We start from the raw sequence: 22,825 nt of genomic DNA, 5'->3' as shown, positions 1-22,825 counted from the left end.
CAGACGCCGGGCCTGTAACGTCGTTACCGGCACCGCCCCGTAACGGCGTTACAGGTACTGCTTGATCTCGCGCCGGGCCAGCGACCGCTGGTGCACCTCGTCCGGCCCGTCCGCCAGCCGCAGCGTCCGGGCCGCGGCCCACAGCTCCGCCAGCGGGAAGTCCTGGCTGACCCCGCCCGCGCCGTGCAGCTGCACCGCCTTGTCGAGGATGTCCACGACCGTCCGCGGGGTGGCGATCTTGATCGCCTGGATCTCGGTGTGCGCGCCCTTGTTGCCGACGGTGTCCATCAGCCAGGCGGTCTTCAGCACCAGCAGCCGCAGCTGCTCCACCGCCACCCGGGCGTCCGCGATCCACTCCTGGACCACGCCCTGCTGGGCCAGCGGCTTCCCGAACGCGGTACGGCCCACCGCCCGCCGGCACATCAGCTCGATCGCCCGCTCGGCCATCCCGATCAGTCGCATGCAGTGGTGGATCCGGCCGGGCCCGAGCCGCGCCTGGGCGATGCCGAAGCCGCCGCCCTCCTCGCCGATCAGGTTGCCCGCCGGCACCCGGACGCCGTCGAAGACGACCTCGGCGTGCCCGCCGTGGTAGTGGTCCTCGTAGCCGTAGACCTGCATGGCGCGCGTGACGGTCAGGCCGGGGGCGTCCCGCGGCACCAGGATCATCGACTGCTGGCGCCGGATGTCGGCGCCGTTCGGATCGGTCTTGCCCATCACGATGAAGATCCGGCACAGCGGGTTCATCGCCCCGGAGATGTACCACTTGCGGCCGTTGATGACATAGCTGTCGCCGTCCCGCTCGATACGGGTCTCGATGTTGGTGGCGTCCGACGAGGCCACCTCCGGCTCGGTCATCGCGAACGCCGACCGGATCTCGCCCGCCAGCAGCGGCTCCAGCCACTGCTTCTTCTGCGCCGCGTCACCGAACTGCGCCAGCACCTCCATGTTGCCGGTGTCCGGCGCCGCGCAGTTCAGCGCGGTGGGCGCCAACTGCGGGCTGCGGCCGGTGATCTCGGCCAGCGGCGCGTACTGGAGGTTGGTCAGCCCGGCCCCGTATTCGCTGTCCGGCAGGAAGAGATTCCACAGCCCCTGCCGCCGCGCCTCGGCCTTCAGCTCCTCGACCACCGCCGGGGTGTCCCACGGCGAGGCGAGCGCGGCCCGCTGCTCGTGAGCGGTCCGCTCGGCCGGGTGGACGTACTCGTCCATGAACGCCAGGAGCCGGTGGCGCAGTTCCTCGGTGCGGGCGTCGAATGCGAAGTCCATGGGGCTCAGCCTTCCTTGAGGGTGGTCAGTCCGCGGTCGATGAACACGGGCACCAGCTCGCCGATCCGGTCGAAGCCCGCGCCGACCGTCTGGCCGAGCGTGAAGCGGTAGTGGATGCCTTCGAGGATCACGGCGAGTTTGAACCAGGCGAAGGCGGTGTACCAGGCGATGCCGGAGGTGTCCCGGCCGGAGCGCGCGGCATAGCGCGCGATCAGCTCGTCCGGATCGGGGTGACCCGGGGCGCCGCTGGTGGTGCTGACCGGCGACTTCGGCAGGCCGAGGTCCGTGCAGTACATCGCCAGCAGCCCGAGGTCGGTCAGCGGATCGCCGAGCGTGGACATCTCCCAGTCCAGTACGGCGGTGATGGTGTCGTCGGCGCCGACCAGCACATTGTCGAGGCGGTAGTCACCGTGGACGACGGTGGGCGCGGGGGAGGCCGGCAGCGCCCGGCCGAGGGCTTCGTGCAGCTCGTCGATGCGCGGCAGCGCGCGGTTCTTGGACGCCGCCAACTGCTTGCCCCAGCGCCGGAGTTGGCGCTCCAGGAAGCCGTCCGGGCGGCCGAAGTCGGCGAGGCCGGCCGCCGCCGGATCCACCGCGTGCAGCGCCACCAGCGTGTCGACGAGGGAGAGCACCACCGCGCGGGTGCGCTCCGGGCCGAGCGGCGCCAGCTGGTCCGCGGTCCGGTACGGGGTGCCCTCGACCAGCTCCATCACATAGAACGGCGCGCCGATGACCGACTCGTCCTCGCACAGCAGCAGCGCCTCCGGCACCGGCACCGCGGTGCCGTGCAGCGCGCTGATCACCCGGTGCTCGCGCCGCATGTCGTGCGCGGTGGCCAGCACATGGCCGAGCGGCGGCCGGCGGACGACCCAGGAGGCCGTGCCGTCGGTGACGCGATAGGTGAGGTTGGACCGGCCGCCCTCGATCAGCCGCGCGCTCAGCGGCCCGCCGACCAGGCCCGGCCGCTCCCGGTCCAGGTGTTCGCGCAGCCGCGCCAGGTCGAGGCCGGGGGGTGCCTCCCGGCCGGCGGCCGGCGGGGGAGGGGTGCCGTTGCTCATCGTGCTCCTCCGTGGGGAGTGGGACGGTCCATGGCTACCGGTGGTCGCCCGCACGATCATGCCGACTAGTCGGTATGGAGTCCAGTGCTCGTCCGTGGGGCGTCCGTCACCCGCTGCATTTCCGCCACGCCCCGCCGGCCCGACCGGTCATCCGGCCGTTCGCCGCCCCGGACCGGCCGCTCACGCGTGGCAGGCCGGCAGCGCCCCGCCGTTCAGTGCCGCCATCTCCCGGAACCCGGTCACCGGGTCCAGCGGCGCGCCCGGCGCGGCGCCCGCCAGCTCCGCGTACGCCCGGTGCAGATTGGCCACCAGCCGCTCGCTCTCGGCCAGCCCCGCGAACCCGCCCAGGTCCGCCTCCCGCGCCACCTCCAGCGGCGTGCGCCCGGCCGCCCGCCCCGCGCGGGCCAGCTCGCCGACGAACCGCAGATAGCGCTCGACACCGTCGTAGACCTCCGGCCCGGTCACCGGGCCGTGCCCCGGGACGACGGTGGCCGCGTCCAGCGACCGCAGCACCTCGATCGCCCGCAGCGACCCGGCCAGCGAGCCCATGAAGACGAACGGCGTGCCCCCGTGGAAGACCAGGTCACCGGCGAACACGATGCGCTGCCGCGGCAGCCACACGATGGTGTCGCCGGTGGTGTGCGCCACCCCCGGATGGATCAGCCGCACCTCGAACTCCCCGACGTGCACGGTCAGTTCGTCGGCGTACGTGATCTCCGGCGGGGTGATCCGGATGTCGCCGTACGCCACCTGCGGCCAGACCGCGTGCAGCTGGTGCCCGGCGGCCAGCACCTCACGGCGGCACGCCGCGTGCCCGATGACCGCCGCCTCGGGCGCGAACACGCCGTTGCCGTAGGTGTGGTCGCCGTGATGGTGGGTGTTGACGACCGTACGGGGCGCGGGGGCGCCGCACTCCGCGATCCGGCGGCGCAGCAGCCGCGCCCGGCGCTCGGTGGCGGCGGTGTCCACGACCAGCGTGGCGCCGCCGTCGGTGACGAAGCCGGCGTTGTTCAGACACCAGCCGCCGTCCGGCTGGACGAACGCCCAGGCACCCGGGGCGAGTTCGGTGAGATAGGGCTCGGGAACCCGCCCGGCGCGGCTCCGTCCGCCGGTCCGGTTCTCGCTCCCGCCCGGCGCCTGGCTCTGCTGCTCGGTCATGTTCCGCTCCAGGAAGGTGGTTGCCGCGCCCCGCCGCAGCCGGCGGGCCGGGGACGTCCCCGCCTCCGCGCGGCCGGGCTCACCGTACCGCCGGGCGCGCCCTCAGCGGGGCCGCACCAGCAGCGCCGCGCCGCACACCGCCGTCCCCGGCGGGCAGCCGACCAGCGGCAGTGCGAGCCGGGGCGGCAGCGGAGCCGGGCGGCCGGCGGCCGTCGCCCGGATCCGGCGGTCCGCGGGCGCGGTGAGACACCAGGTGTTCTGTCCGGCCGTGAGCCACCGGACCGGTCCGGACCCGGCCGCCGGTGTCCCGGTCCGCTCAGAGTTCCCCGGCCGTCCGCCGGGCGGTCAGCTCCCGGTAGGCGGCCAGCCCGTCCGGCGTCCACGGCCACTCGTCCAGCCGCCGGTGCAGCTCTTCCTCCGGCAGGAACGCGTACCAGTCGATCTCCGCCTCCTGGGGCGCGACCGGAAGGGTGCAGCGCACCTGGTACACCGCCGACCACCAGGTGTGCTCCGGCGTCTCGTACAGGAAGCGGAACAGCGGCTCGGGGCGCGCCAGACCCCGTACGCCCAGTTCCTCCTCCGCCTCCCGGAGCGCCGCCTCGTCGTACGACTCGCCGGCGCCGACCACGCCGCCGACGAACATGTCGTAGTGCGACGGGAACACCAGCTTCCGCGGTGTCCGCCGGTGCACGAAGATCCGGTCCTCGGCGTCCCGGACCAGGACGAACGCGCAGCGGGTGCGCAGCCGGCGGGCGTAGCTCTCGGCGCGCGGGGCCTGCCCGACCACCCGGTCGTGCTCGTCGACGACATCGAGGATTTCGTCCGCGTTGAGCGGTTGCTGATCTGTCATGGCGCCATGCAACCACCAGGTCCGGCGACCCCACCCGCCGGGACGCGGGGCGGACGCGAGGGGTTGCCCCCGGCCGGCCGGCGCCACGATGGCAGCGTCACGATGTCACGGATCCGGGCGCCGTCCACGCCCGCACCGCGAAGATCTCCTCGGCGGCACGGATCGGCTTCTCCCGGAACTCGGGACCCGAAGCCCTGGGCATGCGGCCGTTCTCATGCCGGACATCAACGAAGTTCTCATGCCGGACATCAATGAAGAGCGAGGCAGGAAGCCGTCGTGTGCGCAGTCGGACGCCGGCCCGCGTGCCGGGCGGCCGGCGTGCGCCTCAGCGGGGCTGGAGCTCCCGTACGCGCTCGGCCTTCCCGGCCCCCGGCGGCATCGCCGGATGGCTTCCGATCAGCACGATCCCCGCCACCACCGCCGTGATCCCGGCCGCCTCCCAGGCCAGCGCGCCGGTCGTCACCCGCAGCTGGTCGCCGAGGAACCCCACCCCGCAGGCGATCCCGGCCAGCGGCTGGGCGGCGGTCAGCGCGGGCAGCGACATCCGCAGCGGCGCCGACTCGAAGGCGCTCTGCACCAGCACCAGCGCCAGCACCCCCAGCACCACGATCGCGTACGGCTGCCAGCTGGTCAGCAGCGCGCCCCAGCCGCCGGCACCGAACCGCTCGCCGCTGATCCGGGTCAGCGCGTCCTGCAACCCGTAGAGCAGCCCGGCCGCCACCCCCAGCAGCGCGGCCTCCAGGCTCACATGCACCCGCTCCCGTTTGGCGACGGCCGCCAGCAGCAGCGCGGTGGCCAGCACCGCACCCATGATCAGCCACTGCGCCAGCTGCCCGACCCCGCTGTTCCGGCTGCCGTGCGGGCGCCCGGCCACGATGAACGCGGTCACCCCGCCGGCCAGCAGCCACAGCCCGGCCCATCCGCTGCGGCCCAGCCGCTGCCGGGAGATCCGCCGGGCCAGCGCCATCGCGAACAGCAGGTTCGTCGCCATCAGCGGCTCGACCAGGGTGATGTCCCCCATGCCCAGCGCCACCGCGCCCAGCGCCATCCCCACCACCATCAGCGCGATCCCGGCCACCCAGCGCGGCATCCGCACCAGGTCGAGCAGCAGCCGCAGGGAGAGGTAGTCCTGCGGCGGGGCGTGCTGTGCCGCGATCTGCTGGAAGACAAACCCGGTGCCCAGACAGCACGCCGCGCCAAGGGCGAGCAGAATCACCGTCACGTCGCACACCTCGTATCGCGCGGGGCGGGGGATGCGCCCGAGGATAGCCACCCGGGCGCGGCCCCCGGGTGGCCCGCGTCACCCACCATTCTCGCGCGCACCCGTCTGTACCACCCGGTGACCGGCCGTTGCGGGCATCGGTGACGAAAGTCTGACGCCGGTGCCCGACGTCTGGTCCGGGCGTGCGCCGGATGCTCGAATCGAGCCGTGACACAGGACCCGCAGCCGGAGCCGCGGCCGGCCCGCGACCCGGACGACGACGGAGACCGGCGGCGGGGCGCCGACGGCCGCGGCACCCCCGTCGGCCGCCGCGTCGTACTGGGCATGCTCGCGGCCGGCGCCGCCGGCATCGCCGCCGCACCGCTCCTCCAGCGCGCCTACGACAGCACCCTCGGCGCCGCCGCCCAGAAGGACCCCACCGGGCTGTCCGGCCTGCTCCCCGCCGGCGGGGGATTCCGCTACTACTCGGTCACCGGCTCGGTCCCGCGCAAGGACGAGCACACCTACCGCCTCACCGTCGACGGCCTGGTGGACCGCCCCGCCACCTACCGCCTCGCCGACCTGCGCCGCCTTCCGCAGACCCGGCTCGTGCACGATGTCCAGTGCGTCACCGGCTGGCGGGTGCCCGGCACCCCCTTCGAAGGCGTACGCCTGGGCGCGCTGCTGGCCGCCGCCGGCGTCCACCCGCGGGCCGGGGCCGTCCGCTTCAGCTGCTTCGACGGCTCCTACACCGAATCCCTGACCCTCGCCCAGGCCCGCCGCGACGACGTCCTGGTGGCCCTGCGGATGCAGGACCAGCCCCTCGGCCACGACCACGGCGGCCCGGTCCGCCTCTATGTCGCCCCCATGTACTTCTACAAATCCGCGAAATGGCTGTCGAAGATCACCGTCACCGACCGGGTGGAACCGGGTTTCTGGGAGGAGCGCGGCTATGACGTCGACGCCTGGGTCGGCCGCTCGAACGGACGCGACGATGCGCCGACCACCTGACGGCAGCACGTCCGGCACCCCTTCCGGCTCTCCATCCGGCGATCCGCCCGGCTCTCCGTCCGGCCGGATCGCCCGCTTCACCCCCGCCGAACGCTGGGTGCACCGCACCACCGCCACCCTCATGTCCGTCTGTGTCCTCACCGCGGGCTGCCTCTACCTCCCCTTCCTCGCCGAACTCGTCGGCCGCCGCGCCCTCGTGGTCACCGTCCACGAGTGGGCCGGCATCCTGCTGCCGGTCCCGCTGCTGCTGGGCCTGGCCTCCCGCGCGCTGCGCGCCGACCTCACCCGCCTCAACCGCTACGGCCGGCACGACCGCCGCTGGCTGCGCGCCACGCTCCGCCGCCACCGGGGCCGCCGCCCGGCGGGCAAGTTCAACGCCGGCCAGAAGCTCTACGCCGCCTGGATCGCCGGCGCCGTGCTCGTCATGCTCGCCACCGGCCTGCTGATGTGGTTCCCGCACCTCGCCCCGCTCCTCTGGCGCACCGGGGCCACCTTCGTCCACGACTGGCTCGCCCTCGCCGTGGTCGTGGTGATCTCCGGCCATGTCGGGAAGGCGTACGGCGATCCGGAGGCGCGGCGCGGCATGCGGACGGGGACGGTCGACGCACGCTGGGCGGAACGCCAACATCCGCTCTGGCAGACGCCCGATGCGGGATGTGCGAACGGCGAGTGGTTTCCGGGGGACAGAGCGCGGGCGGTCTTCTCGTCCAACTCACAGGCGCCGCCAGCGGGTTGTTCGCGCCCGCGGCCACCTATCTGCTCTCCCCGCTCTGTCTGCCCGACATCCGGCACCGTGAGCCGGGCTCGGCCGCCGGCGCCGCGCCGCCCGACACCGCCGAGCGAGCGCCGAACTCCGCCGAGCCAGTCGCCGCCACCGCACCGCCCCACGGACTCCACGTCCACCGGGGCCACCGCACCGCCCCAGGCCCCCGGCGTCCACCAGGCCCCCGCGTCCAACGGGCCCCCGCGTCCACCGGGCCCCCGCGTCCACCGGGCCCGTCTCACCCCGCACGCGCCGGTCCGGCCTCCGGCAGTTCCACCTCGAAGCGGCAACCGGCTCCCGTATTGCGCACCGTGGCCCGGCCCTCGTGCGCCTCGGCGATCCCGCGGACGATCGCGAGCCCCAGCCCCGCACCGCCCCCGCCGTCCGCCCCGCCCGCCCGCGGGGTGCGCGCCGGTCCGCCGCGCCAGCCCGTGTCGAACACCCGGGCAAGGTCCGCCGCCGGAATCCCGCCGCAGCCGTCCTCCACCGCGAGCACCACCCGCCCCTCGGCGCGGTACGCGCTGACCGCGACGGTGCCGTCCTCAGGCGTCGCCCGGATCGCGTTGACCAGCAGATTGCCCAGTACGCGGGTGATCTGCTGGGCGTCCACCCGCACCGGCAACGGCACCACCCCGCCGTCCACCAGCCGCACCCCGCTCGCCCGCGCCAGCGGCCGGGCACCCGCCAGCGCGTCGTCCACCAGGTCGTACACCGACACCCGCGACAACGTCAGCGCCAGCGCCCCGGCCTGAATACGGGACAGCTCGAAGAGGTCGTCGACCATCGCGGCCAGCCGGTCCACCTCGACGCGCATCCGCGCGTGATAGCGGGCGGTGTCCTCGGCGACCCCGTCCTCCAGCGCCTCGGCCATCGCCCGCAGCCCGGCGAGCGGGGTGCGCAGATCGTGCGAGATCCCGGCGATCAGCTCACGGCGCGAGGCGTCCAGCGCCCGCTCGCGCTCCCGGGCCTCGGCCAGCCGGCCGCTGGTCTCCTCCAACGCCCGGGACAGCGCGGCCAGTTCGGCGGTCGGCGGCTCGCCCGGCGCCACGAAACCGCCCTCGCTGCCGACCGTCCGCGCGGACCGCGCCAGCTCCCGGCTGCCCGCCGCGATCCGCCGCCCGAACAGCAGCGCGGCGGCCAGCGAGACGACCCCGGAGACGGCCACCACGGCCATCACCACGCCCAGGTCGTGCCCGGACAGGAACATCGCCTGGGCCACCGCCACCGTGCCGGCCGCCATCGCGGCCACCGCCAGCGCCGCCACCGCGAACAGCGACAGCGCCACCGACCGCCGCCGCAGCGCCCGTACGGCGGGCGCGGCCGGCAGACCCACCACCGCCGCACCGAGCGCCGCCAGCGCCACGATGACCAGAAAGTCCGTCATGCCCGCGGCTCGCCGCCCCCGGACGCCGCATCGTGCGTCACCACCTCACCCGCCATGATCACCTCGCCGCCGCCGGGATCGAAGCGGTACCCGGCGCCCCACACCGTCGTCACCAGCCGCGGCGCCGCCGGATCCGCCTCGATCTTCTCCCGCAGCCGCCGCACATGCACCGTCACGGTCGACAGATCGCCGAACTCCCAGCCCCAGACGCGCTGCAGCAGCTGCTCCCGCGAGAAGACCCGCCCCGGGTGCCGCATCAGGAACACCAGCAGATCGAACTCCCGTGCCGTGAGGGAGAGTTCCCGGCCAGCGCGGTGGGCCCGCCGGCCCCCGGGGTCGGCGGTCAGGTCCCCGGCACGCAGTACGGGCGCCGGCGCGACGGCCGGCGGCGCCGCCTCGGCCCGGCGCAACACCGACCCGATCCGCAACACCAGCTCCCGCGGACTGAACGGCTTGGTCACATAGTCGTCCGCGCCCAGCTCCAGCCCGAGGATCCGGTCGGCCTCCTCGCCGCGCGCGGTCAGCATCACCACCGGGACCGCCGGGCCGTCGCCGGACTGCCGCAGCCGGCGGCAGACCTCCAGGCCGTCGATGCCCGGCAGCATCAGGTCCAGGACGACGAGATGAGGGCGGAAGTCCGCGGCGCGCTCCAGGGCGGTGAACCCGTCGGCGGCGTGCGCGGTGGTGTAGCCGGCGCGGGAGAGGTAGCCGGTGACGACCTCGGCGACGGTCGGGTCGTCCTCGACGACCAGGACACGGCGCGGCGGCCCCGGCACGGGCCCCTGAGCGGGACCGGGCGGGGGAGCGGGCGGGGTCGCGGGGCGCACGGACTCAGCATGCCCTTCCCGGGAGATACCTCATACCTCCAGCCAACACCAGCGGACGCGGCTGCGCGCGCCGGGGGCCGGTTCCGTAAGACTCCGGTAACCCGCGGCACCGGCCCCGGGCGCACCGCTCAGGCGCCCCGGCCGTCCAGGCCCTCCCGCACCCGCCGCGACACGGTGATCGCGTACAGGTCCAGCACCCCGGGCGGCTCCGCGATGCCCGGCCCGCCGGCCCGTATCCAGGCGGCGATGTCCGCCAGCGCGTCGTCGTCGTTGACCAGCCCCAGCCACACCGGCCGCCCGCCCGCGGCCCGGCCCGCCGCCGACGGCTGCACCACGACCACGTTGGCCTGGTCGCAGACGTCCAGGCAGTCCGAGGCGCGCACCGGCGCCGCGCCGTCGAGCGCCGCCCGCAGCCGGGGTATCTGCCCGGCGTGGTCCACCCCCGGGATCTTGGCCGCGTCCCCGCAGCAGCAGCCGCGGCAGACGGTGATCCGGCACTGACCCGCGGTGGCACCGGCCGGCCGCCCGGCACGCTTGTCGATCATCCGGCCATGGTACGGGGACGCCGCGCCCGCCCCGAGGCCGGCTGCCACCCGCCCGCGCTTCTCCCCGCCCGCCCGGCCTGCCTGCCACTTGGTCGACCGGAAATCGGCTAGGAATGCGAGCATGCCCTTGACCAACTCCCCCTCTCGTCCCGGACCCGGACCCCGTACCGAGATCCCCGGCCCCGCCGGCCTCCCCGTCATCGGCTCCCTGCTCGACCTGCGCCGCGACTCCCTCGGCGCCTTCTTGAGAGCCCAGCGCGAGCACGGTGACGTGGTCCGACTGGAGGCCGGCCCGCCCGGACTGCGCAGCGTCTTCCTCGCGGTCTTCGACCCCGAGGGCGCCCGCCAGATCCTCGCCACCCAGGCCGCCAACTTCCGCAAGGACCACCCGATTTACGAGGAGGTCCGCCAGGGGCTCGGCAACGGCCTGCTCACCAGCCAGGACGGCGACTACCTCCGCCAACGCCGCCTGGTGCAGCCGCTGTTCACCAAGCAGCGGGTCGACGGCTACGCCTCGGTCGTCACCTCCGAGGCCGACGCGGTCGCCGCCCGCTGGCAGTCGGCCGGCGGCACGGTCGACCTGGTCCCCGAGATGAACCGGCTGGCCCTGCGCACCGTCGCCCGGATCCTCTTCGGCCTGGACGTGGAGGCGGCCGTCGAGGCCATCGACCGCTGCGTCCCGTTCCTCAGCGACTACGTCATCCGCCGTGGCTACGCCCCCCTGAAGGTGCCCCGGGGCTGGCCCACCCCCAGGAACCTCCGGGCGCGCGCGCTCACCGCGGAGCTCTACACCCTCTGCGACCGCATCATCGCCGAACGCCGCACGGCGGCCGGCCGGGGCCCCGCGGCCACCCCGGACGCCGACGACCTGCTCTCCCTGCTGGCCGCCGCCGGCAACGCGGAGGACGGCACCCTCGACGCCACCGAGGTCCGCGAACAGGTGCTGATCTTCCTCCTCGCGGGACACGAAACCACCGCCACCGCCATGACGTTCACCCTGCACCTCCTGGCCCGGCACCCTGAGGAGCAGTCCCGGATCCGCGACGAGATCTGCCGGGTCGTCGGCGAGGGCACCCCCACCGCCGCCGACCTGGACCGCCTCCCGCGCCTCACCCAGGCGTTCAAGGAGTCCATGCGGCTCTACCCGCCGTCCGCGGTCATCGAGCGCCGGGCGGTGGCGGCCACCGAGATCGCCGGCTTCACCATCCCGGCCGGCGCCGATGTCGTCGTCGCCCAATGGGTGACCCATCGTCACCCGGCACTCTGGGAGGACCCGGAGCGCTTCGACCCGGACCGCTTCACACCCGAGCGCGAGGCCGGCCGGCACCGCTACGCCTGGTTCCCCTTCGGCGGTGGCCCTCGGGCCTGCATCGGCCAGTACTTCTCCACGCTGGAGTCGGTACTGGCCCTGGCGACCCTGCTGCGCGCCTACGAGCTGACCGCCGTCGACCGGGACGTCCCGGTCGCCGCCGGTGTCACCCTCCAGGCCACCGGCCCGGCCCGCGTCCGCCTCCGCGCCGCCTGACCGCCACGACGGCGCCCGCCGCACTCCGGCGGGCGCCACCGCGGCACCCCCGCAAACACCCCCTTCCGCAAACGCAACAAAAATAGCGTTTGCCTTTTCCGCTCCCCCCCCCTACCGTCGAAGTCGTCAGTGCCCCCGCCGACAGGAGAAGGCCGTTGCTCGTCTGAGGTCTTGAGACACCGCGCCCGCGACCGGTGATTCGCTCCGCGATCCCCGCCCGCGTGGCCCGTCCGCGACCTCGGCGTACGTACGGCGTACCCCGGCTCCCTGACGTTCCCCCGCGGTGTCTCCCTGCGCAGTTCCCCACCCACCCGCGCACCTCCCAGGAGACCCGCATGCCAAAGCCCCCCGCTTCCTCCGCCTCCGCCGCGACGTCCATCGTCTGCACCGGCCTCGGCTTCACCTGGCCCGACGGCACCCCCGTCCTCACGGACTTCCAACTCGCCGTCGGCCCCGGCCGTACGGGCCTCATCGGCCTCAACGGATCCGGAAAGTCAACCCTGTTGCAGCTGATCGCCGGCGAACTGGCCCCCACCGCGGGCAGCGTCCGGACCGTCGGCGAGGTCGGCTACCTCCCGCAGCACGCCCCCCTCGACACCCACCTCCGCGTCGACCAGGCGCTCGGCATCGCCGAGACCCGGGCCGCGCTGCACGCCATCGAGGCCGGCGACGCCGGCGAGGCGCACTTCGACGCCGTCGGCGACGACTGGGACGTGGAGGAACGCGCCCACGCCACCCTCGACCTGCTCGGCCTGTCCGGCATCGGCCTCGACCGCACCATCGGCGAGGTCTCCGGCGGCGAGTCCGTCCTGCTCCGGCTGGCCGCCCTGCTTCTCGGCCGCCCGGACGTGCTGCTCCTCGACGAGCCCACCAACAACCTCGACCACGCCGCCCGCCGCCGGCTCCACGACGCGGTCGCCGCCTGGTCCGGAGTCCTCCTCGTGGTCAGCCACGACCGCGAACTCCTCGACCGCGTCGACCGGATCGCCGACCTCCGTGGCGGCGAGGTGCACTGGTACGGGGGCAACTTCACCGCGTACGAGGCGGCCCTGGCCGCCGAACAGGAGGCGGCCGAGCGGATGGTGCGGGTCGCCGAGGCCGACGTCGCCCGCCAGAAGCGCGAACTGGCCGACGCACACGTCAAGTTGGCCCGCCGGGTCCGCTACGGCAACAAGATGTACGCACAGAAGCGCGAACCCAAGATCGTCATGAACGCGCGCAAGCGCGAGGCCCAGGTCTCCGCCGGCAAGCACCGCATCATGCACACCGAACGCCTCAAGGAGGCCAGAGAACGCCTCGACGAGGCCGCCGAGGCGGTCCGCGACGACGACGAGATCCGCATCGACCTCCCGCACACCGCGGTCCCGCCGGGCCGCGGTGTCCTCACCCTCCGCGGTCTGCGCACCCGTTACGGCACCCGGGCCGACCTGGAGATCCGCGGCCCCGAGCGCATCGCCCTCACCGGCCGCAACGGCTCCGGCAAGACCACCCTGCTGCGCACCCTCACCGGCGAACTCCCGCCGGACGAAGGCACCGCGGAGGTGCACGTCCCGCACCGCTTCCTCCCGCAGCGCCTCGACGAGGTCCTCGACAACGACCTCACCGTCGTCGAGAACGTCGCCCGCTACGCCCCGGACGCCACCAACAACCGCATCCGCGCCCGCCTCGCCCGCTTCCTGTTCAAGGGCGCCCGCGCCGACCAGCGGGCCGGCACCCTCTCCGGCGGCGAACGCTTCCGGGCCTCACTCGCGGCCCTGATGCTCGCCGAACCGGCCCCCCAGCTCCTCCTCCTCGACGAACCGACCAACAACCTCGACATGTCCTCCGTCCGCCGCCTCGTCACCGCCCTCCACTCCTACGAGGGCGCCCTCCTCGTCGTCAGCCACGACCCCCGCTTCCTGCACGAGCTGTCGCTCACCCGCTGGCTGACCGTCGAATCCGGCCAACTCACCGACACCGAACCGCTCTAGTCCCTGCCGTCACACTCCCGTCGTCCGCCCGAAGGGCGGGCCGGGCGGCGTCCGGTGCGTGCTCTCGGCGTGCCGGACGAAGCCCTACGGCACATCCGCCGAGGGAGAGTGTGCGCGCATCGCACCGAACAGCCGCAGGCTCTCCCCGCACTGCGAATGCAGCGGCCGCGGCAGCACGTCCGGGGCGAACCACCCCAGCGCGTCGAACTTCTCCGGTTCCCCGATCCGCACCGCGTCCGCCGCCACCTCCACCGCGAACACCACCGCCACCCAGTGCGAGGTGACCGGATCCCCGCGCAGCACGTTCCGTACGCCGATCCGCTCGATCCCCCGGGGCCGCACCCCGTACTCCTCGAACACCTCACGGCCCACCGCGGCCTCGAACGTCTCCCCGAACTCCAGCGCCCCGGCACCGCAGTCCCAACTGCCCGGCTCGTCCCGGGCCCCGGCGCCCCGCCGCGCCAGCAGCACCCGGCCGCCCCCGTCATGGCACACGAAGACGCAGGACACCCTCGGCGTCCCACCCGTCACGGCGACTCCCTCCACCCCGTTCAGAAATGCCTCAGCAACTCGCCGAACTTCTCCAGCCGCAGCACCCTCGCATCCGCCGGATCCAACTCCCCGTGCTCCAGCACCCACGTGTGGACATGCGGAATGAACACCGCGTTGAGCCCCGCCGAACGCGCCGGCAAAATATCCGACTTCGGCGAATTCCCGATCATCCAGGTCTCCTCCGGCACCAGCCCGTGCTCCCGCGTCACCTCCTCGTACGCGGCCACGTTCTTCTCCGGCACGATGTGCACCGCCAGGAAGTGCCCGGCCAGCCCCGACGCCGCCACCTTCCGCTCCTGCTCCTCGGCGTCCCCCTTGGTCAGCAGCAGCAACTCGTGCCGCCGCGCCAGCTCCGCCAGCGTCTCGGGCACCCCCGCGATCAACTCCATCCGGCCCCCGGTGAACGCCGCCTCCCACCCGGCGATCCGCCCCAGCTCCTCCTCCGTGGCGGCCCGCCCCCGCACCCGCGCCACGCACTCCCCGAGACTCCGCAGGAACACCTTGCTCCCGTACCCCTGCGTCACGGCGTTCGCCGCCTCGATCCCGTCCAGTACGGCCCGCACCCCGCTCCGGTCCAGTCCCGGTCCCGCCAGCCACTCCGTGAACTCGTCGATCACCCGCTCGAAGATCACGTTGTTCTCCCACAACGTGTCATCCGCATCGAAGATCAGCACCCGGTACGCCCCTCTCGCCTTCCGCCGACCCGGGCACCCTACGCAGCCGCCCGCCCACCCGCACCGGAAAATCCGCCGACGCCGCACGCCCCGCACCGGTCACCTTCCGCCCCTCCCCGACGTCGACTCCACGAAGCGACCACAGACCACGCCGGCAACAAGGAGCCCCCACCATGACCACGCCCACCACCTCCCATCCACCTCCCCGTCCACCTCGCACCCCACCCCCCACCGCCAACCCCTGCTCCGCCCCCTGGACCTCGCCGGCCTGCGCCTGCCCAACCGGGTCGTCATGGCCCCGCTCACCCGCGCCCGCGCCGCCCGCGACGGGCTGCTGCCCACGTCGATGCACGCGGACTACTACGGCCGGCGGGCCGCTGCGGGTCTGATCATCGCGGAGGCGACCTGGGTCAGCAGACAGGCGATCGGCTTCACCGGCGTCCCCGGGATCTACAGCGCGGAGCAGGTGACCGCATGGCGGCGGGTCACCGATACCGTGCACGCCCTCGGCGGCCGGATCGTGCTCCAGCTCTGGCACACCGGCGCCGCCTCGCACCCCGACCTCCTCGGCGGCCGGCTCCCCGCCGGACCGTCGCCGGTCAACCCCCGGACGCGGTCCTTCACCCCCACCGGATTCCAGGAGACCGTCACGCCCCGCGCGATGACCCCGGCCGAGATCGCCGGCACCGTCGCCGACTACCGCACCGCCGCACACCACGCCCGCCGCGCGGGCTTCGACGGCGTCGAGATCGCGGCCCACGGCACGTTCCTGATCGCGCAGTTCCTCAACCCCCGGCTGAACCACCGCACCGACGCCTACGGCGGCGACCGCACCCGCCGCCGGCGACTGCTCCTGGAGATCGTCGACGCGGTCGCCGCCCCCTGGAACGGCCGACGCGTGGGAGTCCGCCTGGGCCCGTACCTGGACGGGGGAGAGCTCTTCCGGCCCGACGCCGCCACCCTCGCCGACCACGACGACCTGGTGACCGCGCTGAACGACCACCCGGTGGCCTATCTGCACCTCCGCGGACCCGACCGCCCGGCCCCGGACGCCCGCCCCGACACCGCGGCGATCGCCCGCTACCGCCACCGCTTCCACGGCCCGCTGATCGCGAACAACGGATTCGACCGCGCGTCCGCGAACGCCGCCATCGAGGCCGGAACCGCCGACGCCGTCTCCTTCGGCACCCACTTCATCGCCAACCCCGACCTGGTCACCCGCTTCGCCCTGGACCGCGAACTGACCACCGGCGACCCCACCACGTACTACGGCGGCGGAGCCCGCGGCTATGTCGACCACCCGGCCAGCACGTGGCAGGACGACCCCGGGCAACAACTCCGCGAAGGACAACAGCCCTGAGACGAAACGGTGGGAACAGCCGGAAGGAGGGCGGGAACACCGGCAAACAGAAACGGTGCCGACCGAAGATCGACCGGCACCGCTGGTGTGTACTGCTGGTGTCCGAGGGGGGACTTGAACCCCCACGCCCGATAAAGGGCACTAGCACCTCAAGCTAGCGCGTCTGCCATTCCGCCACCCGGACCAGGTGTCTGTCGGTCCGGCCCCGGGCCGTTCCGACGAGGAAAACAATAGCAAACGTTCAGGGGTGGTCGATCACCCGCGGGTTTGGCCGGGCGCGGGGCTGTGACCAGCACATGTCGGGAGTATTGCGGCCTTGGGTGGAGCGGGTGCCGGGTGGAGGATGGCGGTGGACCCCCGCCGCGGCGGGCGCCCCCCGGGTGCCGCGCGGCCGTGAACCAAGAGGAGGCAGTGTGAGCGAGCTCCGCGAGCGAACCAGGGAAAGGTGCGAGCCCCGCGAATGCGGGGCCGAGCGAAGCGAGGTTCCGGCATGAGCGCGTCGCAGCCGTCCCGTACGGTCACCGGTGAGGACGAGGTGGTCGACCTCTGCCGGGATCTGATCAGGTTCGACACCAGCAACTACGGCGACCACTCGGGACCGGGGGAGCGCGCCGCCGCCGAGTACGTCGCGGAGAAGCTCGCCGAGGTCGGACTGGAGCCGCAGATCTTCGAGTCCCACAAGGGGCGCGCCTCGACCGTCGCGCGGATGGCGGGGGAGGACCGCTCGCGGCCCGCGCTGCTGATCCACGGGCACACCGACGTCGTACCGGCCAATGCGGAGGACTGGACCCACCACCCGTTCTCCGGGGAGATCGCCGACGGCTGCGTCTGGGGCCGCGGCGCGGTCGACATGAAGGACATGGACGCGATGACGCTGGCGGTCGTGCGCGACCGGCTGCGTACGGGGCGCAAGCCGCCGCGGGACATCGTGCTGGCCTTCCTGGCGGACGAGGAGGCGGGCGGCACGTACGGCGCGCGCCATCTCGTCGACCACCACCCCGAACTCTTCGAGGGGGTGACCGAGGCGATCAGCGAGGTCGGCGGGTTCTCCCTCACCGTCAACGAGAACCTCCGGCTGTATCTGGTGGAGACCGCCCAGAAGGGCATGCACTGGATGAAGCTGACCGTGGCCGGAACGGCCGGGCACGGTTCGATGGTCCACAGGGACAACGCCATCACCGAACTGTCCGAGGCCGTCGGGAGGTTGGGGCGGTACGAGTTCCCGGTGCGGGTGACCAAGACGCTGCGGGCCTTCCTCGACGAGCTCGGGGACGCGCTGGGCACCGAGCTCGACCCGGAGAACATGGACGAGACACTGGCCAAGCTCGGCGGTATGGCCAAGCTGATCGGCGCCTCGATGCGGAACACCGCCAACCCGACGCAGCTGGGCGCCGGTTACAAGGTCAATGTGATCCCGGGGCAGGCCACCGCGCATGTCGACGGCCGCTTCCTGCCGGGCTACGAAGAGGAGTTCCTGGCCGATCTGGACCGGATCCTGGGGCCGCGGGTGCGGCGGGAGGACGTCCACGCGGACCGGGCGCTGGAGACCACCTTCGACGGTGCGCTGGTGGCGGCGATGCAGTCGGCGCTCCAGGCCGAGGACCCGATCGCGCGCGCGGTGCCGTACATGCTCCCCGCGGGCACCGACGCCAAGTCCTTCGACGACCTCGGAATCCGCGGGTTCGGGTTCGCGCCGCTGAAGTTGCCGCCGGAGCTGGACTTCGCGGGGATGTTCCACGGGGTCGACGAGCGAGTGCCGGTGGACGGGCTGAAGTTCGGGGTGCGGGTGCTGGACCGGTTCATCGAGCAGAGCTGAAAGGCGAGTTGGGTGGGGCACCGTGTACAAGCCGGTGCTCGCACAAGCTGAATTCGACGTGGATTTCCTGCCGTTCGCGCTGACTTCGCTGAAATGGGTGAATGCTGCGATGTGTTGGTAGCTTCAACGGCCTGGACCTCGTTGGAGGGATTGCGGTCCGCGGCTGGGACCGCAGTGTCTACAAGGAGGAACCATGATCAAGAAGGTTGTCGCTGCTGCGACCGTCGCCGGTGGTCTCGTCATCGCCGGCGCCGGCCTGGCAGTTGCCGACTCGGGTGCCCAGGGTGCTGCCGTGCGCTCGCCCGGCGTCCTGTCCGGCAACGTGGCCCAGGCGCCGGTGCACGTTCCGGCGAACGTCTGCGGCAACACGGTCTCCGTGGTTGGCCTGCTGAACCCGGCCATCGGTAACACCTGCCTCAACAAGTGAGGCTATCGACGGTGCATTTGGCCCGGTGAGGGCCTGGCCCGGACGGCTCCGGAATGCTTGCGAGCATTCCGGAGCCTCTGGGTATTTCGATGCGCGGGTGAAGGAACTTCTCCACGGTCGTCAGGTACCGGGACCGTTATCCGCGCGCATTTCCGTAGGGCACAAGGCAGGAGAACAACCTATGAGACGGGTCGCGAGAAAGGGCCTGATCACCATGGCCGCCGCGGGTGGCGTGCTGGCCATGGCCACGGGGTACGCACAGGCGGACTCCGGAGCGGTGGGGACCGCCGCGAACTCACCCGGTGTCGGATCCGGCAACGTGGTCCAGGCGCCGGTGGAGGCACCGGTCAACGTCTGCGGCAACACCGTCAATGTGGTGGGGATGCTGAACCCGGCGTTCGGCAACCACTGCGCCAACGGGGCCGGCGGGCACCACGGCCACGGTCACGGCAAGCACCGGCGCCCGACCGGCGGGCACGGCGGCAACGCCCGGGGCGGGGCCTCGAATTCGCCCGGTGTCGCGTCCGGCAACGTCGTCCAGGCGCCCGTGAACGCACCGGTGAACGTCTGCGGCAACAGCGTCGACGTGGTCGGCGTGGCGAACCCGGCCTTCGGCGGCGACTGCGACAACGCCGCGCCGGGCGGACCGGGCACCCCGCACCGGCCCGGCCATCCGCCGACCCCGGGTCCGGGCACCCCGCACAACCCCGGCCACCCGGGGCAGCCGCATCACCCGGGCCGACCGCACCACCCGGGGGGCTCGCACGGGTCGCGCCCGGGCGCGCCGCAGGGCCCGGGCGCAGCGCACTCCCCGCACGCTCCGGGGGTGGGATCGCAGCACGCGACCGCACCGCACGCCCGTGGGGTGACGCCGACCGAACACGGGCAGCAGCTCGCGCACACCGGCGCCGGGGCGCTCGGCTACGCGGTTCCGGCCAGTGCCGGGCTGCTGCTCGGGGGCGCGGTGCTCTACCGCAGGGCGCGTACCGCCCGTAGCTGATCAGCAGCGCCCCGCACACGGGCACAACGGAGCGGGTCCCGTCCTTCGGGGCCCGCTCTGCTGTCCGTATGCCGCTGCGGCGGCACTCACCACGTGGCGCGGAGCTGGCGGATGATCCGCCGGCGCAGCCGCACCCGGCGGCTGCCGTCGGGATTGAGGCGCAGGCGGTCCAACTCCCAGTGCCCGTACTCGGCATGGTCGGTCAGCAGGCGTGTGGTGGCCTTGCGGGAGACACCGCGTGGCACATACACATCGCAGAATTCGTATTCCGGCATCGCATCTATTGTGCGGGACCGGCCCCGGTACGGATAGCGTCTGCACTATGTCTGATGCTGCGCAGCCTTCCGCTGCCGAGGTACGTGCCGCCGCTGAGGCGGTCAAAGCCGCGCTGGACCGTCACCTCGACGCGGTCGAACGCCGCTCGGGGCAGGACGATCCCGCCGTCTACGCCGCGTTCGACGAGCTCGCCGCGGCGGCTGAGGTCTATGACGAGCTGCTTTACGACACCTACGACGAGGTCACCCCCTTCGAGATCCCCGGAAGCGACAACCTGCCCGCCTACGCGGGGCCGGAGGAACCGAGTGCGCTGAGCGTGCTCATCCGGCGCGACTACACCGTCGCCAAGCCGCAGCGTCTGCTGCATCAGGCACAGCGGATCGCCGATCTCGATCCGGACGCCGCGGATGACGTGACGGGCCACGCCCCTGATGCCGCCGCGGTGGTCGGAAGCAGTGTGCACGCGGCGCTCGGGGTGCTCTTCGGCGAGTTCGAACCGGACGAGATCGCCTCCCGGCACAAGGAGTTCGGCCTGGAGGAGGGCGACTCCCCCCTGGGGGGGGCGGCCGTCGACGAGCCGGCCGAGCCGGGTGAGTGGCTCGCCGCGCCGTTCGATCAGGCGGATCCGCAGCGGGTGGTGTGCCGCTTCGACATCAGCTCGGTCTTCGACGAGGAGCTGGACATCGAGGACGAGGACGATCTGCTGGAGCCGGTCGACAAGGAGCGCTGACCGGGAACCCTGACGGGGAGCGTTGACCGGGGACGGTGACCGGGAACGGTGACGGGGCCGGACGGCAGGCCGCTGCCTGCTGCCCGGCCCCGCATTCGTTCCGTCCGGGGCGGTGGGGCTCAGCCCGCCGCGGGATCCGCGTCCGACTGCGCGCCGCTCTGCATCTGGAGCAGCGTCCGCAGCCGGGTGGTGCGCTCCTTGACCGGGATCTCGGCGACCGCGCGGGGCAGCGCCTGGTCGGCGCCCTGGACCACCGACAGATGCCGCTCGCCGCGGCTGAAGGCGGTGTAGACCCAGGCGCGGGTCAGTCCGCCGGCCGCGTCGCCGGGGAGCACCACGACGACGGCGGGCCAGCGCATGCCGACCGCCTGGTGGGCGGTGAGCGCCCAGCCGTGCCGTACCGCGCCGGAGCCGACCTGCTCGCGCGGTACGACGACGGGGCTGCCGGCGCAGTCGAGGCGGAGGCCGTCGGCGTCCGCGCCGGTGACCGTGCCGGGAAGCGTGCGGCCGGGGGCCGGGGCGTAGGCCACGCGGTCGCCGGGGTCGAAGCCGCCGAACCGCCCGGGGCCGGGGTTGAGCCGCTCCTTGAGCGCGGCGTTCAGGGCGCGGGTGCCGGCCGCGCCGCCATGGCCGACGGTGATGACCTGCGTCCGGTCGGCGGGGACACCGAGCGCCCGGGGCACGGAGTCGGCGACCAGCTGGACCGTGCGGTGCACCGCCTCGTCCGCGGCGCGCACCGGGACGATCACCACCTCCTTGCCGGGGGCCTCGACCTCGTTGAGCTCGCCGATGCCGATACCGGACACCAGCTCGCCGATCGGGCCGAAGTCCGGGGTGCGGGAGGCGACTTGGGGGCAGAACCGGGACAGCAGCAGATCGTGGAAGAGCCGCCCGGGGCCGGCGGACCACAGGAGGCCCGGGTCGCCGCTGAGCACCAGGCGGGTCCCGTCGGCCAGCGACTCGACGAGTAGCGCGGCGGTCTCCAGATCCAGCTGCGGGGCGTCCAGCACGACCAGCAGATCGAGCGCCAGTGCGCCGTCCGCGTCCCGGCCGGGGCCCTCCCGGCCGGAGAGCAGACCGGAGACGGTCACCGCCGCGGCGGCCGGGTCCCCGGCGGCCGGCTCCCCTGCGGCCTCGGCGGGGCGGGCCTCGGCGAGGTGCCCGGCGAGCCGTCGGCGGCCGTTCTCGGTGTGGGTGGCGCCGAAGGCCCGCAGACCGAGAGAGCGGGCCGCGGCGATCAGTGCGGCGGGCTCGGCGCGGGCCGCCTCACCGCCGGTGTGCGCGACCAGGCCGCTGGCCGCGGCGGCCCGGATGAGCGCCGCCGCGGAGGGGGAGGGGGCGGCGTCCGCGGCGTCCTCCCAGTCGGCGGGGGAGGGGCGGACGGGGGTGGTGGTGCCCGCGGTGTCCTCACCGGTCCCGCGGCTCCCGCGGCTCCCGCCGCTCCCGTCTGTGTCGCCGGTCTCGGTGTCCGGGGCGTCCGGGGCGGTCGCGGCAACGTCCTCCGATGCCGGTTCTGCCGGTTCTGCTGGTCCTGTTTCCGCGTCCGCCTCCGCCGGTTCTTCGCCGACCGGAGCCGACTCGTCCACGGATGTCGACTCGTCCACAGCCGCCGGCTCGTCCACCTGCTCGGATTCGTCCGGCGACTCGGACCCGGCCACCGGCTCGAACGTGTTCAGCAGCCGGGCCAGGCCGTCCGCGACGCTCTCCTCGGCCATCGCGAAGCGGTCGAGGCCGAGCAGGACGCGCACCGGCTGGTCTTCGTCGTCGTCCGTCGCGGGGCGGGGCCGGCCCGGAGCGTCGAGGGCGTCCTGGAAGACCAGCACCGCGCCGTCCGCGATGGCCGCCTGGAGGGCGTCGTCGGGGTCCGGTACGGAGCGTTGGGCGAGGGCCGTACGGAGGGCGGACGCCTCCAGGGCGGAGTGGCCGGCGATCGCGGCCTGCTCCAGCAGCCAGCCGATCAGCGCCTGGGCGCGCCGCTCGTCGCCCGGTCCGCAGGCGGGGCCGAGCAGCGCCCGCGCGAAGCCGTCGGCCTGCTCCGGGCGGACTCCGGGCACCGCGAGCAGCTGCCAGGGGTCGGCGCTCAGCGCCTCGGCGGCCCGCTCGCCGAGTGCTTCGGCGGCCTGCTCCGCGAGCGCCTCGGGGGCGCCGCCCGCCGCGAGCACCTGCCGCACGCCGGCGATGCCGGGCGCCGGGGTGAGGGCGGCGCGGGGAGTGGCGCCGCTGTTGCCGGGAGCCGCACCGGGGCCGCCGTCCGCCTCGGGGGGCCGCGCCGGGCCGGCCGGCCGCTCCGGGGTGCGCTGCCGCGCGACCTCCGGGGCGGGACCCGCGGGGCCGGCCGGTCCGCGGTCGCCCGCACTCTGCGGCGCCGGGCGGGCGGCGGGCTTGGCGGCCCGCGGGGCGTCGTTGAAGAACGACGCGGCCGAGCGCTCCCCGCT

20 protein-coding genes, 1 tRNA gene and 1 pseudogene are annotated in these 22,825 nt (G+C 73.8%); 9 read left to right on the top strand and 13 right to left on the bottom strand.

The window, feature by feature from the left end; translation table 11 throughout:
• Nucleotides 1–48: 48 nt before the first annotated feature.
• The 5 genes from RZ84_RS07710 to RZ84_RS07690 all read right to left on the bottom strand — a co-directional run bounded on the left by RZ84_RS07710 (nucleotide 49) and on the right by RZ84_RS07690 (nucleotide 5,551).
• Nucleotides 49–1,263, bottom strand: a complete 1,215-nt coding sequence (locus RZ84_RS07710; RefSeq protein ID WP_043263661.1) for an acyl-CoA dehydrogenase family protein — start codon at nucleotides 1,261–1,263, stop codon at nucleotides 49–51.
• Nucleotides 1,264–1,268: 5 nt separating this feature from the next.
• On the bottom strand, nucleotides 1,269–2,321 hold the full coding sequence (locus RZ84_RS07705; RefSeq protein ID WP_052229824.1) for a phosphotransferase family protein: 1,053 nt from the start codon (nucleotides 2,319–2,321) through the stop codon (nucleotides 1,269–1,271).
• A 180-nt stretch (nucleotides 2,322–2,501) separates the two neighbouring features.
• A complete protein-coding gene (locus RZ84_RS07700) occupies nucleotides 2,502–3,479 on the bottom strand; it encodes an MBL fold metallo-hydrolase (RefSeq protein ID WP_043263660.1) in 978 nt (325 codons plus the stop codon).
• 316 nt (nucleotides 3,480–3,795) lie between these two features.
• A complete protein-coding gene (locus tag RZ84_RS07695; RefSeq protein WP_043263659.1) occupies nucleotides 3,796–4,329 on the bottom strand; it encodes an NUDIX domain-containing protein in 534 nt (177 codons plus the stop codon).
• 325 nt (nucleotides 4,330–4,654) lie between these two features.
• Nucleotides 4,655–5,551 (bottom strand): DMT family transporter, encoded by an 897-nt coding sequence (locus RZ84_RS07690; protein ID WP_043263658.1) that lies wholly within the window; start codon nucleotides 5,549–5,551, stop codon nucleotides 4,655–4,657.
• 207 nt (nucleotides 5,552–5,758) lie between these two features.
• On the opposite strand from RZ84_RS07690, the gene RZ84_RS07685 reads away from it, so the two are divergent.
• A complete protein-coding gene (locus tag RZ84_RS07685; protein WP_043263657.1) occupies nucleotides 5,759–6,541 on the top strand; it encodes a molybdopterin-dependent oxidoreductase in 783 nt (260 codons plus the stop codon).
• A 67-nt stretch (nucleotides 6,542–6,608) separates the two neighbouring features.
• A pseudogene (locus RZ84_RS36290) lies at nucleotides 6,609–7,181 on the top strand (cytochrome b/b6 domain-containing protein); the annotation flags it as partial.
• Between the two features lie 361 nt (nucleotides 7,182–7,542).
• Here the strand turns inward: RZ84_RS36290 and RZ84_RS07675 are convergent.
• The 3 genes from RZ84_RS07675 to RZ84_RS07665 form a co-directional block, all read right to left on the bottom strand.
• The gene (locus RZ84_RS07675; protein WP_043263655.1) at nucleotides 7,543–8,688 is read right to left on the bottom strand and encodes a sensor histidine kinase; all 1,146 of its coding nucleotides are present in this window, start codon (nucleotides 8,686–8,688) and stop codon (nucleotides 7,543–7,545) included.
• Nucleotides 8,685–9,464: a response regulator transcription factor gene (locus RZ84_RS07670; RefSeq protein ID WP_052229823.1), complete on the bottom strand. Its 780-nt coding sequence runs from the start codon at nucleotides 9,462–9,464 to the stop codon at nucleotides 8,685–8,687. Before RZ84_RS07670 ends, RZ84_RS07675 begins: the two co-directional genes overlap by 4 nt.
• 179 nt (nucleotides 9,465–9,643) lie before the next feature.
• Entirely contained in the window at nucleotides 9,644–10,060 is a 417-nt protein-coding gene (locus RZ84_RS07665) for a hypothetical protein (protein WP_078894587.1), read from the bottom strand.
• Nucleotides 10,061–10,181: 121 nt separating this feature from the next.
• Between RZ84_RS07665 and RZ84_RS07660 the strand changes: the two genes are divergently transcribed.
• Entirely contained in the window at nucleotides 10,182–11,585 is a 1,404-nt protein-coding gene (locus tag RZ84_RS07660) for a cytochrome P450 (RefSeq protein ID WP_052229822.1), read from the top strand.
• 335 nt (nucleotides 11,586–11,920) lie between these two features.
• Entirely contained in the window at nucleotides 11,921–13,555 is a 1,635-nt protein-coding gene (locus RZ84_RS07655) for an ABC-F family ATP-binding cassette domain-containing protein (protein WP_043263654.1), read from the top strand.
• Between the two features lie 84 nt (nucleotides 13,556–13,639).
• On the opposite strand, the gene RZ84_RS07650 is transcribed toward RZ84_RS07655, so the two are convergent.
• Nucleotides 13,640–14,086 (bottom strand): NUDIX domain-containing protein, encoded by a 447-nt coding sequence (locus RZ84_RS07650; RefSeq protein WP_078893625.1) that lies wholly within the window; start codon nucleotides 14,084–14,086, stop codon nucleotides 13,640–13,642.
• A gap of 20 nt (nucleotides 14,087–14,106) precedes the next feature.
• Nucleotides 14,107–14,781, bottom strand: coding sequence for an HAD family hydrolase (locus RZ84_RS07645; protein WP_043269346.1), 675 nt, complete (start codon nucleotides 14,779–14,781; stop codon nucleotides 14,107–14,109).
• A gap of 241 nt (nucleotides 14,782–15,022) precedes the next feature.
• On the opposite strand from RZ84_RS07645, the gene RZ84_RS07640 reads away from it, so the two are divergent.
• Nucleotides 15,023–16,141 carry an alkene reductase gene (locus tag RZ84_RS07640; RefSeq protein WP_078894586.1) on the top strand — a complete coding sequence of 373 codons (1,119 nt, stop codon included), beginning with the start codon at nucleotides 15,023–15,025 and terminating at the stop codon, nucleotides 16,139–16,141.
• A 96-nt stretch (nucleotides 16,142–16,237) separates the two neighbouring features.
• Here the strand turns inward: RZ84_RS07640 and RZ84_RS07635 are convergent.
• Nucleotides 16,238–16,325 (bottom strand) — tRNA-Leu (locus tag RZ84_RS07635).
• Between the two features lie 306 nt (nucleotides 16,326–16,631).
• Here RZ84_RS07635 and RZ84_RS07630 point away from each other — a divergent pair.
• From RZ84_RS07630 to RZ84_RS07620, 3 genes are all read left to right on the top strand, one after another.
• Nucleotides 16,632–17,957 (top strand): M20/M25/M40 family metallo-hydrolase, encoded by a 1,326-nt coding sequence (locus RZ84_RS07630; RefSeq protein ID WP_043263652.1) that lies wholly within the window; start codon nucleotides 16,632–16,634, stop codon nucleotides 17,955–17,957.
• Between the two features lie 193 nt (nucleotides 17,958–18,150).
• Nucleotides 18,151–18,384, top strand: a complete 234-nt coding sequence (locus RZ84_RS07625) for a chaplin (RefSeq protein WP_043263651.1) — start codon at nucleotides 18,151–18,153, stop codon at nucleotides 18,382–18,384.
• Between the two features lie 181 nt (nucleotides 18,385–18,565).
• Nucleotides 18,566–19,384, top strand: coding sequence for a chaplin (locus RZ84_RS07620; protein WP_043263650.1), 819 nt, complete (start codon nucleotides 18,566–18,568; stop codon nucleotides 19,382–19,384).
• Between the two features lie 86 nt (nucleotides 19,385–19,470).
• Here RZ84_RS07620 and RZ84_RS07615 read toward each other — a convergent pair whose 3' ends face one another.
• Nucleotides 19,471–19,659, bottom strand: a complete 189-nt coding sequence (locus tag RZ84_RS07615; protein ID WP_014059547.1) for a DUF5703 family protein — start codon at nucleotides 19,657–19,659, stop codon at nucleotides 19,471–19,473.
• Between the two features lie 47 nt (nucleotides 19,660–19,706).
• Here RZ84_RS07615 and RZ84_RS07610 point away from each other — a divergent pair, with 47 nt between their 5' ends.
• Nucleotides 19,707–20,390: a hypothetical protein gene (locus tag RZ84_RS07610; RefSeq protein WP_043263649.1), complete on the top strand. Its 684-nt coding sequence runs from the start codon at nucleotides 19,707–19,709 to the stop codon at nucleotides 20,388–20,390.
• A gap of 119 nt (nucleotides 20,391–20,509) precedes the next feature.
• On the opposite strand, the gene RZ84_RS07605 is transcribed toward RZ84_RS07610, so the two are convergent.
• On the bottom strand, nucleotides 20,510–22,825 hold a 2,316-nt coding region (locus tag RZ84_RS07605), incomplete at its 5' end, for a helix-hairpin-helix domain-containing protein (protein ID WP_078894584.1).

This window comes from Streptomyces sp. CT34 (genome assembly GCF_000805335.1).
Lineage (GTDB): Bacteria > Actinomycetota > Actinomycetes > Streptomycetales > Streptomycetaceae > Streptomyces.
This window is presented reverse-complemented; position numbering and strand designations above follow the sequence as displayed.